Below are 15,586 nucleotides of genomic sequence, written 5' to 3'. Positions count from 1 at the left end.
GGAGCACCCGGACCGTGACGGGAGCCGGCGTCGCCGATGTGGCTGGTGGCGGTTGGTGCGCGATCCTGACCTCCGGGCCGGGTCGCTCATCCATGCATCCATGGGCAAGCCCATCCCGCCACTCGGGGAATCCCGAACGATGCAGGATCCCTACGATGTTCGGCGTCCTATGCGCCGATTCTCTCGCCTTCACCTCACTCCGCTGGCCGCCGCCTGCGCGCTGGCCTTGATCCCAGCCGCCGCGCAGGCCGCCGTCGTCCAGACCGTCCCGCTCGACTCTGTGGCCAACGGCATCGCCGTGCGCAACGGCCAGCTCTACGTCGTCGAGCCGATGGCCAAGAAGGTCGAGATCCTGTCGCCCACGGGCGAGAAGCGCGGCGAGGTCGCTCTGCCGGGCGACGCCGGCGCTGCGACCTCGGCGGCCGTCGGGCCGGACGGGTTCGTGTGGGTCGCGATCTCGTCGGGCGCCGACCGTGGCTTCGTCAAGATCAACGACGACCCGGCGGCGATCCCGATCTCCACCGCCGCGGCGTTCGACTGCGGGCCGGTCGGCATGGCCGTCGACCCGGCCAATCAGCGCATGCTCTACACCGCGCCTCGGCCCAGCACCGGCACGCCATGCGGGACGCATGGCATGGGCGCGATCACTGCCGCCGGCGTCAACCAGGTCGTCGACACGACGGTGCCCGACGCCTACGCGCTGGCGGTGCTCAACGGCAAGGCGTTCGTCCCGGCCTTTGGCAACGCCGTGATCCAGCGCCTCGGCATCGGCTCCAACGCGTTGAGCCTGGAGGCATCGATCACCGCCCCACCGGGCAGCGAGCCGAACGGCATCGCGGTGCGTAGCGTCGCCCACGACATCTGGGTTGCGCTCTACAACAGCGGTGAGGTCGTGCGCTTGGACCCGGGTGCGGCCGACGGGACGAGCGCGTCCTACGTGACCACCGGGTTGAGCCAGCCGGTCGGCATGGCCGCCCATCCGGACAACAGCGTCTGGGTCGCATCGAGCGGCGACGGCCGACTTGTCCGGATCGGCTACGCCGGCAGCACCTCGCCGGTCGCGCTGCCGGTCGGCTTCCAGCCGTGGGAGGTCGCGGCGCCGGACGCGAGCGGTACGAGCGACGGCTCGGTCTGGGTCACCGACAAGGCCAGCGGCCAGGTGGCGCGGGTGCTCGACGTCGAGCCCCGAGTGAGCGTCCCTGCGGATATCACGGGTGCCACCGTCCCGGTCAAGGTCTTCACGGGCGGCAGCGCCACGCAGCTCGTCGTCCATGTCGACGGCGTGAAGGACATCGCTGGCGGGACGATCCCCGCGGCGTTCGGCGAGCAGACCGTCGACGTCCCGCTCGGGAGCCTGCCGGCCGGCGCCCACACCGTGACCGCCGACGTGATCAACGACCGTGGGATGGTCGCCACGCCTTCCGCCGGCCACTTCAGCGTGTCTGCGCCCTCGCCGCTGCCTCCTCCCGCTCCGCGCGCGCCGGTCAAGATCGTCAAGCCCAAGAAGCCCACGTTCGCTGACATCGTCTCGGTGGCGGCCGCCAAGAAGTGCGTCTCCAACCGGACCCTCAAGCTCACGCTGCGCAAGCGCAAGACCGGCGCCAAAGTGACCAGCGTCAGGGTCACCGCGGGCCACGGCAAGGCGAAGACCTACCGCGGCAAGGCGCTGAAGTCCACCGTCACGCTCAAGGCGCTCCCGAAGCGGGGCAGCTACCAGATCAAGGTCGTCGTCGTGCTCGCCGACAAGTCGAAGGTCGCGCTCACGCGCACCTACAGGGCCTGCGCCGTCACGAAGAAGCACTAGGTGGCGCGGCACCGCCCCCGCCGCTACACTGCCGCGGTCGGCCAATAGTCGTAGCCGCCCAATCACAGCGTTCCGCGCCACATACGCGGAGGCTCGGGCGGGGTCCGTGAGCGCTGACAGCCCCTCGAAGGGGGTCCGCGTCGGCCTGTGCTAGATTGGCAGGTCGCGTCTCTGCGCCACCTGCGCGAGCGCCCCCTCCCAGTTTGCCCGCCTCCACCTTCCCTGAGGAGTCGCCGTAGTGCCTGCCCTCGACGCCACCCGGACGCGCCGCAGCTTCGCGCGCCTGGAAAAGGTCCTCGACCTTCCCAACCTCATCGACATCCAGCGGCGCTCCTTCGAGTGGCTGGTCGACGCGGAGACCGGCGGTCTCCGCGAGACGATCGACGACATCTCGCCGATCGAGGACTACACCGGTCACCTCGCGGTGAACTTCGGCGAGTTCGTCTTCGACGACCCGCCGAACTCGATCGCCGAGTGCCGTGAGAAGGACCTCACTTACTCGCGACCGCTCACCGTCACCGTCGCCTTCATCAACCACGAGACGGGCGAGATCCGCGAGCAGTCGGTCTTCATGGGCGACTTCCCGTGGATGACCGAGCGCGGCACGTTCATCATCAACGGCACCGAGCGCGTCGTCGTGACGCAGCTGGTCCGTTCCCCGGGCGCCTACATCATGGAGGCCAAGGACCGGGAGAAGCAGGTCTTCACCGCCAACCTGATGCCGGCCCGCGGCTCCTGGCTGGAGATGGAGATCGACAAGAAGGGCAAGGTCTTCGTCCGCATCGACCGCAAGCGCAAGCTGCCGGTCACCGTCCTGCTGCGCGCCATGGCGTACAACCCGGAGACGGACGCCGACGTCGAGGAGAGCCACGAGGACATCGAGCGCCTCGACCAGGAGCTCGCCGAGCTCTTCGGCAACTCCCTCTACATCCGTCAGACCATCGAGTCCGACCCCGAGGCGACGAAGACCAAGAAGGGCGCCCTCATCGAGCTCTTCAAGAAGCAGCGTCCGGGCGAGCCGCCGTCGGTGGACGCCGCGTACGCGCTGCTCAACCAGCTCTTCTTCGACCCCAAGCGCTACGACCTCACGCGCGTCGGCCGCTACAAGCTCAACGCGCGCCTGGGCCTCGACATCGACCTCGAGACCCGCACGCTGACGCACGACGACATCCACGCGCTCGTGCGCGAGCTCATCAGCCTGCCCAAGCTCCTCGGCATCCCCGAGGACGGCGAGGTCGAGATCAAGGACTTCGCGGCCGAGGCCACGGCCCTGCCGCGCGAGCCGATCGCCGACCGCCTCGACGAGTACGAGCACTTCGGCAACCGCCGCCTGCGCACCGTCGGCGAGCTGATCCAGGAGGCGTTCCGGATCGGCCTGTACCGCATGGAGCGCGTCGTCCGCGAGCGCCTCACCACCGAGGACGAGGACACGATCACCCCGCAGACGATCGTGAACATCCGCCCGGTCGTCGCGGCGCTGAAGGAGTTCTTCGGCTCGTCGCAGCTGTCGCAGTTCATGGACCAGACCAACTCGCTGAGCGGTCTGACGCACCGTCGCCGGCTCAGCGCCCTGGGCGCCGGCGGCCTGACCCGCGAGCGCGCGCCCATCGAGGTCCGCGACGTCCACCCGACGCACTACGGCCGCATGTGCCCGATCGAGACCCCTGAGGGTCCGAACATCGGCCTCATCGGCTCGCTGTCCAGCTACGCGCAGGTCTCCGAGCACGGCTTCGTCACGACGCCCTACCGGGTCGTCAAGGACGGCGAGGTCACCGACGAGCTCGTGCACCTCGACGCCACGCAGGAAGAGCAGCAGCTGATCGCGCAGGCCAACCAGCCGATCGACGCCAAGACGGGCAAGCTGAAGGGCCCCGAGGTCCTCTGCCGCACGCTGGCCGGCCAGTACGTCACGGTCAGCCCCAAGGACGTCGACCTGATGGACGTCTCGCCCGAGCAGATCTGGTCCGTCGCCACGGCGATGATCCCGTTCCTCGAGCACGACGACGCCAACCGCGCCCTGATGGGTTCCAACATGCAGCGCCAGGCCGTGCCGCTGCTGAAGACCGACGCCCCGATCGTGGGCACCGGCATGGAGCGTCGCGCCGCGCTGGACACCGGCGACCTGATCCTGGCCAAGAACGCGGGCACCGTCGCCTACGTCGACGCCGAGCAGATCGTCGTCGAGCACGCCGAGGGCAAGGACGAGTACCCGCTCCAGAAGTTCATGCGCTCCAACCAGGGCACGCTCATCCACCAGAAGCCGCTCATCGCGACCGGCCAGCAGGTGGAGCAGGGCGAGCTGCTGGCGGACGGCTCGGCCTCCGACCGTGGCGACATGGCGCTGGGCAAGAACCTGATGGTCGCCTTCATGTCCTGGGAGGGCTACAACTTCGAGGACGCGATCATCCTCTCCAAGCGCCTGGTCAAGGACGACGAGCTCACCTCGATCCACATCGAGGAGTACGAGATCGACGCCCGCACGACCAAGCTCGGCGACGAGGAGATCACCCGCGACATCCCGAACCGCTCGGAGGAGTCGCTGCGCAACCTCGACGACCGCGGCATCGTGCGCATCGGCGCCGAGGTCGGGTCGGGCGACCTGCTGGTCGGCAAGGTCACGCCGAAGGGCGAGACCGAGCTCACCGCCGAGGAGAAGCTGATCCGCGCGATCTTCAAGGAGAAGGCGCGCGAGGTCCGCGACACCTCGCTCAAGGTCCCGCACGGCGAGGGCGGCGTCGTCATCGACGTCATGACCTTCAGCCGCGAGAACGGCGACGACCTGCCGCCGGGCGTCAACGACCTCGTGCGGGTGTTCGTGGCCAAGAAGCGCAAGATCTCCGAGGGCGACAAGCTCGCCGGCCGCCACGGCAACAAGGGCGTCATCTCGAAGATCGTCGACGAGCAGGACATGCCGTTCCTCGAGGACGGCACGCCGGTCGACGTCATCCTCAACCCGCTGGGCGTCCCGTCGCGCATGAACGTCGGCCAGATCCTGGAGACCCACCTCGGGTGGGCCGCCGCGCAGGGCTGGTACGACGACGGCGACACGGGCTTCAAGCACGGCGACCGCGTCTACACCGCCACCCCGGTGTTCGACGGCGCCTCGCTCGAGGACGTCGACAAGGCGCTCGTCCGCTGGCAGGAGGACCACAAGAAGGCCGGCGGCAAGATCAACATGGACGTGGACACCGACCGTGTCCCGGGCCGTCAGGCCACCGGCAAGTTCCAGCTCTTCAACGGCCGCACCGGCGAGCCGTTCGAGGAAACGGTGACCGTCGGCTACATGTACATCTTGAAGCTGCTGCACCTCGTGGACGACAAGATCCACGCCCGCTCCACCGGCCCCTACTCGCTCGTCACCCAGCAGCCGCTGGGCGGCAAGGCGCAGTTCGGCGGCCAGCGCTTCGGCGAGATGGAGGTGTGGGCGCTGGAGGCCTACGGCGCCGCGTACACGCTGCAGGAGATGCTGACGATCAAGTCCGACGACACCGTCGGGCGCGTCAAGGCCTACGAGGCGATCGTCAAGGGCGAGAACATCGCCGAGCCGAGCATCCCCGAGTCGTTCAAGGTGCTCCTCAAGGAGATGCAGTCGCTGGCGCTCGACGTCAACGTCGTCTCCGAGGAGGGCCAGCGCGCTGAGATGGCCGACGAGGACGACGACCTGCTGCGCGCCGCCGAGGAGCTCGGCATCGACCTCTCCGGCGTCCGCGCCGGCGACGGGGCGGGCGGGGTCGCATCTGACGAGGCGGTCGAGGGCAGCGACGACACCGACGCGACCGACGCGGCCCCCGAGGCCGAGGCGGCAGCCGACACCGACGACGCCGAGACCGTCGAGGACGACGGCGCGGTCGACATCGGCGTCGACGGCGAGATCGACCTGGGCGACCTCGCCGAGGACGTCCCGGTCGAAGAGGCCTAGGACCCACCCGAGAAGACTGAAAGAGATCGCATGATCGACATCAACAACTTCGACGCCATCGAGATCGGACTGGCGTCCTCCAAGCAGATCCGCGGGTGGTCCTCGGGCGAGGTCACCAAGCCGGAGACCATCAACTACCGCACGCTCAAGCCGGAGAAGGACGGCCTCTTCTGCGAGCGCATCTTCGGTCCCACCAAGGACTGGGAGTGCTACTGCGGCAAGTACAAGCGCGTCCGCTACAAGGGCATCGTCTGCGAGCGCTGCGGCGTCGAGGTCACGCGGTCCAAGGTGCGCCGTGAGCGCATGGGCCACATCGACCTCGCGGCACCGGTCAGCCACATCTGGTTCTTCAAGGGCGTCCCGAGCCGCATCGGCTACCTGCTCGACATGGCTCCCAAGGAGCTCGAGAAGATCCTGTACTTCGCCGCGTCGATCGTGACGTGGGTGGACCAGGAGGCCCGCTGGCGCGACCTGCCCAAGCTCGAGGCCGAGATGCAGGAGGAGCTCACGCGCCTCCGCGCCGAGGAGAACGAGCGGGTCGAGGAGCTGCGCACGAGCCGCGAGGCGCGCATCACGTTCCTCAACACGGGCGAGCAGGGCGACTTCGGCGACGAGGACCACCTCTGGGCCGAGTCGCTCGACATCAACGTCAAGAAGCTCTCCGACGACGAGCGCGAGAAGCTCATCAAGGAGATCCAGAAGACCTTCGCGTCGGACATCGACGATACGCAGGCCTACTACGAGGACGCCCGCGAGCGCCTCAAGGACGTCTGGAAGCTCTTCGCCAACAAGGACGAGCCGGCCGAGGAAGCGCCCCAGGAGGGCGAGGACTGGCCGCTGAACACCTACGTCGACAAGGCGGCGGAGAAGGACGACTTCCGCCCCAAGACGATCATCGCGGACGAGACGTTCTTCCGCGAGCTCAAGCACCGCTTCGGCTCCCCGTTCGGCTTCGGCGAGTACTTCGGCGGCGGCATGGGCGCCGAGCACATCCGCACGCTGCTGCAGGAGAAGGACGAGTACGACCGCCTCGCGCCGCCGCGTGAGACCGACGCCGACCGCCTGGCCGGCGACGACCTCGCCCCGCAGGACCAGCCGGGCATCGCGCTCGAGCACGAGCGCGAGGACCTGGAGGACCAGGTCAAGAACGGCAAGGGCCAGAAGCAGGCCCGCGCGGTCAAGCGCCTGAAGGTCCTCTCGGCCTTCCTGCACTCCGACAACAAGCCCGAGCACATGGTGCTCGAGGCCGTTCCGGTCATCCCGCCGGAGCTGCGCCCGATGGTGCAGCTGGACGGTGGCCGCTTCGCGACCTCCGACCTCAACGACCTCTACCGCCGCGTCATCAACCGCAACAACCGGCTCAAGCGCCTGCTCGACCTCGGCGCGCCGGAGATCATCGTCAACAACGAGAAGCGCATGCTGCAGGAGGCCGTCGACGCGCTGTTCGACAACGGCCGCCGCGGCCGGCCCGTCACGGGCCCGGGCAACCGCCCGCTCAAGTCGCTCTCCGACATGCTCAAGGGCAAGCAGGGCCGGTTCCGCCAGAACCTGCTCGGCAAGCGCGTGGACTACTCCGGCCGTTCGGTGATCGTGTCGGGCCCGTCCCTGCGCCTGCACCAGTGCGGCCTGCCGAAGTTGATGGCCTTGGAGCTCTTCAAGCCCTTCATCATGGCCCAGCTGGTCGAGCGCAAGGCCGCCCAGAACATCAAGGCCGCCAAGAAGATGGTGGACTCGATGATCCCGGAGGTCTGGGACGTCCTCGAGCAGGTCATCCACGAGCACCCGGTGCTCCTCAACCGCGCGCCCACGCTCCATCGCCTCGGCATCCAGGCGTTCGAGCCGGTGCTGGTCGAGGGCAAGGCCATCCAGGTCCACCCGCTCGTCTGCTCCGCCTTCAACGCGGACTTCGACGGCGACCAGATGGCGGTCCACCTCCCGCTCAGCGCCGAGGCGCAGGCGGAGGCCCGCATCCTGATGTTGTCCTCCAACAACATCCTGAGCCCGGCGCACGGCGCGCCGCTGGCGACGCCCGCGCAGGACATGGTCCTGGGCACCTTCTACCTCACGCACGGCCTCGACGCCGGCGAGCTGTCGGAGAAGCAGGCGAAGCTGGCCGCCGGCGAGTGGCCGAGCACCGAGCCGCGGCCGAAGGTGTTCCGCACGGCGCAGGAGGCCGAGCTCTCCTACGACAACAAGATCGTCGGCCTGCACGACCTGGCGGAGTACCGTCAGATCGGCCGCGAGGGTGGCCACATCCTCACGACCGTCGGCCGGATCATCTACAACGACAAGATCGAGCGCGCGCTCGAGGTGGCGCTGGGCGAGGACTTCGATCCGACGTCCTACGACTTCGTCAACCAGGCGATGCGCAAGAAGGACACCGTCAAGCTGATCGACGCGCTCGTGCAGCGTCACGGCGCGTCGGCGGTGGCGCTGGTGCTCGACGCGTTCAAGGACCTCGGGTTCCACTTCGCGACGCTCGCCGGCATCACGGTGTCCAAGAACGACGTCATCATCCCGCCGCAGAAGGGCGAGATCCTCAAGAAGTACGAGGGTGAGGTCGCGGAGATCCACGACCAGTACGACATGGGGCTCATCACGCAGGAGGAGCGCCACGAGCTGGTCGTCGAGAAGTGGACGGAGTGCACCGACACGGTCGCCGACTCCATGCAGGAGAACTTCGATCCCCTGAACCCCATCTTCATGATGGCCAACTCCGGGGCCCGAGGCTCGATCTCCCAGATCCGCCAGCTGGCCGGCATGCGCGGCCTGATGGCCAACCCGAAGGGCGAGATCATCGAGCGCCCGATCAAGGCCAACTTCATGGAAGGCCTGACGGTCCTCGAGTACTTCATCTCGACCCACGGCGCCCGCAAGGGCCTCGCGGACACCGCCCTGCGCACCGCCGACTCCGGGTACCTGACCCGGCGCCTGGTGGACGTCTCGCAGGACGTCATCATCCGTGAGCTCGACTGCGGCACCACCGAGGGCATCGAGCTCCCGGTGTTCGACGCCGCCGGCGATCCCAACACCAACCTGGTGGGCCGCATCGCGCCGTCCGACATCAAGGTCGGCAAGGAGATGATCACCAAGAAGGGCGAGGAGATCGACCGCGCCGAGCTGGCCAAGCTGGCCGAGCTCTACGCGGACGAGGTCGAGAAGGGCGCCCGCCCGGTCGTCCCGGTCCGCTCCGTGCTCAAGTGCGAGGCCACCAGCGGCGTGTGCCAGGCGTGCTACGCCCGGGCCATGGCCACCGGCAAGCTCGCGCAGATCGGTGACGCGGTCGGCATCGTCGCCGCCCAGTCGATCGGCGAGCCGGGCACGCAGCTGACCATGCGCACGTTCCACACCGGCGGCGTCGCCGGCGCGGACATCACGCACGGCCTCCCGCGTGTCGTGGAGCTGTTCGAGGCGCGCAAGCCCAAGGGCCTCGCGCAGATCGCCGAGCAGGACGGCGTCGTGACGGTCGAGGAGACCGACAAGGCCCGCACCGTCGTCGTCACCGACGACGCCGGCGAGGAGCACCGCTACACGTTCCCGCGGCGCACGCGCCTGCTGGTCGAGGACAAGCAGCGGGTCGCCGCCGGTACGCAGCTCAACGAGGGCTCGCTGTACCCGCACGACCTGCTCAAGCTCCGCGGCCGGACCGAGACCGAGCAGTACCTGGTCAAGGAGGTCCAGGAGGTCTACAAGTCCCAGGGCGTGGACATCAACGACAAGCACATCGAGCTGATCGTCCGCCAGATGCTCAAGAAGGTCCGCGTCGACCAGAAGGGCGACACGAACTACCTCCCGGGGCAGTTCGTCGATCGCTACGACTTCGCGCGGGTCAACGCCGAGGTGGCGAAGGCCAAGGGCGAGACGGCTCAGTACGAGGAGATCATCCTCGGCATCACGAAGGCGTCCCTGAACACGGACTCCTTCCTCTCGGCGGCCTCCTTCCAGGAGACCACGAAGGTGCTCACCGACGCCGCGCTCGAGGGCAAGAAGGACACTCTCAACGGCCTCAAGGAGAACGTGATCATCGGCAAGCTGATCCCGGCCGCGACCGGGCTGAAGCGCTACCGCCGCATCGAGATCGAGCCGTCCGAGCCGCTGCCGCGCGCGATGGACGAGGTCGGCCTGCTCGACCAGGACGAGATCGCCGCCGAGCTGGGTCTCGGCGACGGCGACGGGCTCGGCGGGTTCGGCGCCGGCTTCGACCAGGACCTCGCGCAGCTCGAGGACATCGGCGCCGGTGGCGACACCGGGTTCGCCGACGAGCTCGCCGAGCTGGACGTGCCGTCGGACAACGACGAGTCGTAGTCGCTCGAGACAAGCAGCCGTTCGCGAGAGGCGCCCTCCGGGGCGCCTCTTTGTTTGTCCAAACCTCCTCAACCCGGCGCGTGTGATGCCGATCACGGAAGCCATGGGGATGATGAGCCCGGTCGCCGTGGTTGACGGCCCGGGCCAGGGGACAGCTCCAGCGACATGGTTGGCCGACGAGCAGGGGCGCGAGCGCCTGCTGGACATGAGTCCGAGGGTGCGCACGTTGCGCAACCTGACGTTCGTGCTGCAGCTGGTGGTGTTGCTGGGCTGCGCTCCCTGGCTCGGCTGGTGGACGCCTGCGCCGATGATCGCGGTGGCGGTCGTCTTCGCCGTCTGCGATCGCCGCATGTCGCAGGTGGCGCGGCCCGAGATCCCCTACGCGGTGGCCTGGGTCGGCACGCTGGTGGCGATCACGGTCGGCGCGCTGATCACCGGCGGCCCGCACGCGCCGTGCGTCATCTGGTTCGCGCTGGCGGTGTCGTCGCTGCCCGGGCGCTTCACCACGCGGGGGATCGTGGCGGGCGTCGCGCTGGCGCTGGTGCTGCTGGCCGGCGTGACCGTCGGCTACGCGCCGACCGCGGTCTGGCACCACCCGTCGACGGTGCTGTTCCCGGCGATGCTGATCGTCGGCGTCGCGCTGTTCGGCTGGGCGCACATGCACTCGGAGGTCGCGCAGCGCGCGGAGGCCGTCATGGACCCGCTGACGCAGATGCTGAACCGCAAGGCGCTGGTCTCGCGGGCCGCCGAGCTCGCGCAGCAGACGCGGCTGACGCGCAAGCCGGTCGGCGTCGTCCTGGGCGACCTGGATCACTTCAAGGACGTCAACGACAGCGCCGGCCACCAGGTCGGCGACGCGGTCCTGCGCGACGTCGCGTTCCGCTGGCGGCTGTCGCTGCGCGCCTACGAGATGGCCTACCGCCTCGGCGGCGAGGAGTTCCTGGTGCTGCTGCCGGGCGCGACGCTCGCCGAGGCCGAGGAGGTCGCCGAGCGGTTGCGCGGGTCGGTCGGGGCCGCGCCGATCGCGGGCCAGGCGGTGACGATGAGCTTCGGCGTCGCGGCGTCGGCCGACGGCGAGCCGTTCGACTTCGACGAGCTGTACGCGCGCGCCGACGTGGCGCTGTACCGCGCCAAGCGGGGCGGGCGCGATCGCGTCTGCGGCGGCCCGGCTGAATCGGACCCACCCATCGCCACGCTCACCTCCCTGGAAGCGGCCGCATGACGCCCAACGCGGGCACCGCGGCCCTCGCGCTGGACCCGGCCGCCGACGACACCTGGCTCGTCGACCACGCGATCCGTGCCCGGCTGCAGGAGGTCGGCGGTCGGCCGCGCACCGCGCGCCATGTCGCCTTCGTCCTCGAGCTGGTCGTCCTGGCCGTCTGCGTGCCCGAGCTGGGGTGGTGGCCGCTGGCGACGCTGCCGGTCGTCGTCGCGGCGTTCATGGTCGCCGATCGGCTGATGGGCCGCGTCGAGCACGCCGAGCTGGTCTACGCCGCCGGCTGGTCGTTCGCGCAGGTCGCGCTGGCCGTGGGTGCCGTGGCGACCGGCGGCCCGGACTCGCCGCTGCTGATGTGGCTGGGGATCGCGGTCGCGACCGGCGTCGGGCGCTTCACCCCGCGCGGGCTGACCGCGGCGGTCGCGCTGACGATCGCGCTGCTGCTGGCCGCGACGCTCGGCGCCGACGCCCAGCGCGTGCTCGACGCCCCGTACCTGCTGGCCTTCCCGATCTCGCTGGTCGCCGGCATCGCGCTGGTCGGCTCGGCGCTGATGCGCTCCGAGGTCCAGCACCGCGCCGACGCGATCGTCGACCCGCTCACGCAGATGCTCAACCGCAAGGCGCTGGCCGCGCGCGGACGCGAGCTGCAGTGGCAGTCCGAGGTGTCTGGCCGGCCCGTGGGCGTCGTCCTGGGCGACCTGGACCACTTCAAGGCGATCAACGACCGCGAAGGCCACCTGGCCGGTGACGCGGTCCTACGCGAGATCGCCTACCGCTGGCGCACGACGCTGCGCGCCTACGACCTCGCCTACCGGCTGGGCGGCGAGGAGTTCGTGGTCCTGCTGCCGGGCGCCACCGAGGACGAGGCGCAGGACCTGGCCGAGAAGCTGCGGCGCGCCGTGGCGGCCGAGCCGATCGCCGGCCAGCAAGTGACGATGAGCTTCGGCGTCGCGGTGTCGGGCGCCGGCGGTTTCGACGTCGACACGCAGTACCGCCGCGCCGACGACGCGCTCTACGAGGCCAAGCGCCTCGGCCGCGACCGCGTCGTCGTCAGCGACTAGCGGTCGCGAACGCGCTCAGCCGCGCCGCCGCGGCGTCGTCCAAGCCCGTGGCGGGGTCCGTCGCGACCAGCAGCGTGGGGGCGTCGCGCGCCTGCGCCCAGGCCCAGCAGGCGTCGTTGAACGCGTCGTCGACCCATGCCAGCGGCCGGTCGCCCGCGTGCTCCTCGATGGCCGCCAGCTTCCAGTGTGCGCGCGCGGACACCTGCGCGCGCGTAGCGCCGTCGAAGGAGAGGTGCGGCCGGCCTCTGGGCACACCGAGCAGCGCCGGCAGGTGCTCGTCGGCCTTGTCCTCCCACCCGGTGCACCAGACGAGGTCGAAACGGGACGACAGGTCCAGAAGGTGCTCGGCGGCGCGGGTGGAAAGGAAGTGCGGGATGCCGTCTACGGAGGCGAATGCGCCCGGTGGACGGTTGACCTCCCCAAAGCCCCAAAGCGAGATCACACCGTCAACGTCACAAAAGAGCAGAGGTTTTGCGCTCATTTGCGGGGATATTGACATCTTCATCCAGTCCTTACGCGCGGGGGTACTGAGACCGCTACGCTCTGCGTGGACCGTTTGGGTCAAGCGGTTCGAAGGGTTTGCCGATGTCTGGGGCGAGAGATCGGTGAGCCGGGTTCTCGTGTACCCGCTTCGCTTGACCCACGCCTAAGATCGCCCCACCACCACCACTTAATGACGATCCAACTCGGCATCCTCCTGGCGCTCGTCTGCGCCTTCGTCTCGAACCTCGGGTTCTTCTTCAAGCACCGCGGAGCCTGCGAGTGCACGAAGGTCGACATCCGCCACCCCTTCAGGACGACGAAGAGCCTCTACTCCTCGAAGTGGTTCGCCATCGGCATGGCGATCGCGACGAGCGCGTGGATCTTCCACGTCGCGGCGCTGGCCATGGCCCCCATCTCGGTGGTCCAGGTCGTGCTCGCCGGCGGCGTCGTGATGATCGGCGTGATGGCCCAGCGGCTCTTCGGCGTCGAGGTCGGCAACCGGCAGTGGTGGGGCCTCGCGCTCACCTGCGCGGGCCTGATCCTCCTGGCCGTGACGTTCCCGCACTCCACCGAGAGCGCGCACTCCACCTTCAACACGCCGGCGATGATCGCGTTCGAGGCCGGCCTGTTCGGCATCGGCGGCCTGCTCATCATGGGCCCGCGCGTCGGTGCCCCGGCCCACCACCACGGCGTCATGCTCGGCGCCGCGGCGGGCGTCCTCTTCGGCGTCAGCGACGTCGCGATCAAGGCCCTGACCGGCATCGCCGGCCACGAGGGCATCGTCGGCATCGCGACGAGCCCCTGGCTCTTCGTGACGATCGGCGCGTCGGTCGCCGCGTTCTTCTCCTCGGCCCGCGGGCTCCAGGACGGCGACGCGGTCAGCGTCATCGCGATCACCGGAACCGCGGCGAACATCACCACGATCGCCGCCGGGATCATCGTCTTCGGCGATCCGCTGCCGGGCACCACGCTCGGCATCGTCCTGCAGGCCGTCGCCTTCCTCCTCGTGATCGTCGCCTCGGCGATGACGCCGGCGCCCAAGGGCGCGGCCGCGGGCAAGGGCTCCCGGGCGCGCGCCGCGATCGGCGCTCCCGTCGCTGCCTGAGCGGCTCCGGGATTCGACTAGCGTGCGGGGCGGCATGAGCCGCCCCGTCGTCGTTCTGCTCCTGTGCTGCCTCGTCGCGGCCGTCGCCGGCTGCGGCGCGAAGGCCGTCGAGATCCAGACGCTGCCGACCGGCCCCCTGTCGCAGAAGGCCTACGAGGACGCGTTCGACAAGAGCGCGCTGGGCCTGGCGCCGAAGTACGGCGTCGGCAAGCCGCTGGACGCGGACGCGAGCATCGCCGACCAGGCCGCGCACGTCGACGGGCTGCAGAAGCTGCTGCGCGAGTGGGCGGACCGGCTGGAAGGGCTCCAGCCCCCGGCCGAGGCCGCGCGCGCCCAGGCGCGCTACGTCGCCGGGATCCGCTCGTTCGCCGACGACCTCGACCGCGCCAAGGCGGCGCTCGACCGCGGCGACGCCAAGGGCGCCAACCGGCTGCTGGCGACCGCGACGATCGTCTCCCGCCAGACCCGCGCCGACCTCATCGCGGCCCGCCACGCGTTCCACGCGCTCGGCTACGACCTCGAGGACCTCGACAAGTCGCCGGTCACGACGAACGCGCCCGCGGGCTAAGGCCCGTCCTCGACCAGCGTGCGCGTCGTGCCGACGGTGTCGACCGAGTACCCGACGGCGCGGCACACGGTCGACGGGGTCGTGACGCAGGCGACGTCGGCGAGGTGGTTGTCGGTGGATCCGGCCGGGTTCGGCGTGCTCAGCACGGTCCAGACGCCGGTGACGTAGCTCTCGACCAGCGTGGCTCGTCCGGAGCCGTTGGCGTAGCTGCCCACCGCGTAGCAGGCCGTCGCCGAGGGGCACGCGATGCCCTCGAACGTCGGCAGCGTCCCGCTCGGGTCGGGGCTGACGAGGTCGACCCACGTCGATCCGCTCTTGCCCAGCGCGAGCGTGTGCTGGACCGCGCTCGTGTCGGTGTACCGGCCGACCGCGACGCACGCCGTGCTCGCGCAGGCGACGCCGAAGAGGGTCGACGACTGCGCGTTGGTGCCGTTGGCGCTCACCTGGGAGCTCCACGCGACGCCGTTCCAGGCGACGACGAACGTCCTGCGAGCGCCGGCCGGCGCATGGCTCCAGCCGACGGCCGAGCAGTTGGTCGACGAGAGGCAGAACACGTCTTCGAGCGATCCCTGCGTGCCCGCGGGCAGCGTGACCCTGTCCTGCGTGCAGGTCGTGCCGGTGCACCTGATCGCGTAGGGCAGCGTGCTGCCGCCGGCGGTCTGGTACCAGCCGACCGCGATGCACGCCGTTCCCGACGTGCACGCGATGCCGGTCAGCTCGAGCGACACCGCGCCGGCGACGGTCGGGACGGTGAGCGAGCTCCACGTCGACAGGTTGGTGGCGCGGGCCATGCCGGCGCCCGCCGCCGAGCCCACCAGGAAGCACGTGCTCGTGGCCGGCGGGCACGACACATCCTGGAAGTTGCTGGGGGAGGCCGGGGGCGGAGTCACCATCCACAGGAGCCAGGACGTGCCGCCCCAGGTCTCGGAGAACGCGCCGACGGTGGACGTCTGCGCCGCCGCCAGGCAAGCGGTGGTGCTGCGGCAGTCGACGCCGCGCAGCTGCGACGTCGTCGCTGCGCTCGGGTTCGGCGACGTGCGCAGCGACCAGGCGGCCTGGGTCGACGGCGCGAGGATGGCGCCGGCCGCGAGGATCACTCCGACTTGGGTACGCAGAGTGCTCAGC

General features: G+C 69.9%; 9 protein-coding genes. 7 read left to right on the top strand and 2 right to left on the bottom strand.

What is annotated here, in order from left to right; translation table 11 throughout:
* Positions 1-100 precede the first annotated feature (100 nt).
* The 5 genes from DSM104299_RS24455 to DSM104299_RS24435 all read left to right on the top strand — a co-directional run bounded on the left by DSM104299_RS24455 (position 101) and on the right by DSM104299_RS24435 (position 12,305).
* Positions 101-1,804, top strand: a complete 1,704-nt coding sequence (locus DSM104299_RS24455; RefSeq protein ID WP_272474278.1) for an NHL repeat-containing protein — start codon at positions 101-103, stop codon at positions 1,802-1,804.
* Positions 1,805-2,042: 238 nt separating this feature from the next.
* Positions 2,043-5,723 carry a DNA-directed RNA polymerase subunit beta gene (rpoB, locus tag DSM104299_RS24450; protein ID WP_272474277.1) on the top strand — a complete coding sequence of 1,227 codons (3,681 nt, stop codon included), beginning with the start codon at positions 2,043-2,045 and terminating at the stop codon, positions 5,721-5,723.
* A gap of 30 nt (positions 5,724-5,753) precedes the next feature.
* Entirely contained in the window at positions 5,754-10,028 is a 4,275-nt protein-coding gene (gene rpoC, locus DSM104299_RS24445) for a DNA-directed RNA polymerase subunit beta' (RefSeq protein ID WP_432419755.1), read from the top strand.
* Between the two features lie 169 nt (positions 10,029-10,197).
* Positions 10,198-11,250, top strand: coding sequence for a GGDEF domain-containing protein (locus DSM104299_RS24440; protein ID WP_272474276.1), 1,053 nt, complete (start codon positions 10,198-10,200; stop codon positions 11,248-11,250).
* Positions 11,247-12,305, top strand: coding sequence for a GGDEF domain-containing protein (locus tag DSM104299_RS24435; RefSeq protein ID WP_272474275.1), 1,059 nt, complete (start codon positions 11,247-11,249; stop codon positions 12,303-12,305). The genes DSM104299_RS24440 and DSM104299_RS24435 overlap by 4 nt, the downstream gene beginning before the upstream one ends.
* On the opposite strand, the gene DSM104299_RS24430 is transcribed toward DSM104299_RS24435, so the two are convergent.
* Positions 12,295-12,786 carry an HAD domain-containing protein gene (locus DSM104299_RS24430; protein ID WP_272474274.1) on the bottom strand — a complete coding sequence of 164 codons (492 nt, stop codon included), beginning with the start codon at positions 12,784-12,786 and terminating at the stop codon, positions 12,295-12,297. The two genes, DSM104299_RS24435 and DSM104299_RS24430, sit on opposite strands and share 11 nt — an antisense overlap.
* A gap of 192 nt (positions 12,787-12,978) precedes the next feature.
* Between DSM104299_RS24430 and DSM104299_RS24425 the strand changes: the two genes are divergently transcribed.
* Both DSM104299_RS24425 and DSM104299_RS24420 read left to right on the top strand, forming a co-directional pair.
* The gene (locus DSM104299_RS24425) at positions 12,979-13,893 is read left to right on the top strand and encodes a hypothetical protein (protein ID WP_272474273.1); all 915 of its coding nucleotides are present in this window, start codon (positions 12,979-12,981) and stop codon (positions 13,891-13,893) included.
* Between the two features lie 34 nt (positions 13,894-13,927).
* Positions 13,928-14,461, top strand: a complete 534-nt coding sequence (locus DSM104299_RS24420; protein WP_272474272.1) for a hypothetical protein — start codon at positions 13,928-13,930, stop codon at positions 14,459-14,461.
* Here DSM104299_RS24420 and DSM104299_RS24415 read toward each other — a convergent pair.
* Positions 14,458-15,558, bottom strand: coding sequence for a hypothetical protein (locus DSM104299_RS24415; protein WP_272474271.1), 1,101 nt, complete (start codon positions 15,556-15,558; stop codon positions 14,458-14,460). The two genes, DSM104299_RS24420 and DSM104299_RS24415, sit on opposite strands and share 4 nt — an antisense overlap.
* Positions 15,559-15,586: the final 28 nt, after the last annotated feature.

Origin of the sequence: Baekduia alba (genome assembly GCF_028416635.1) — a bacterium.
Lineage (GTDB): Bacteria > Actinomycetota > Thermoleophilia > Solirubrobacterales > Solirubrobacteraceae > Baekduia > Baekduia alba.
This window is presented reverse-complemented; position numbering and strand designations above follow the sequence as displayed.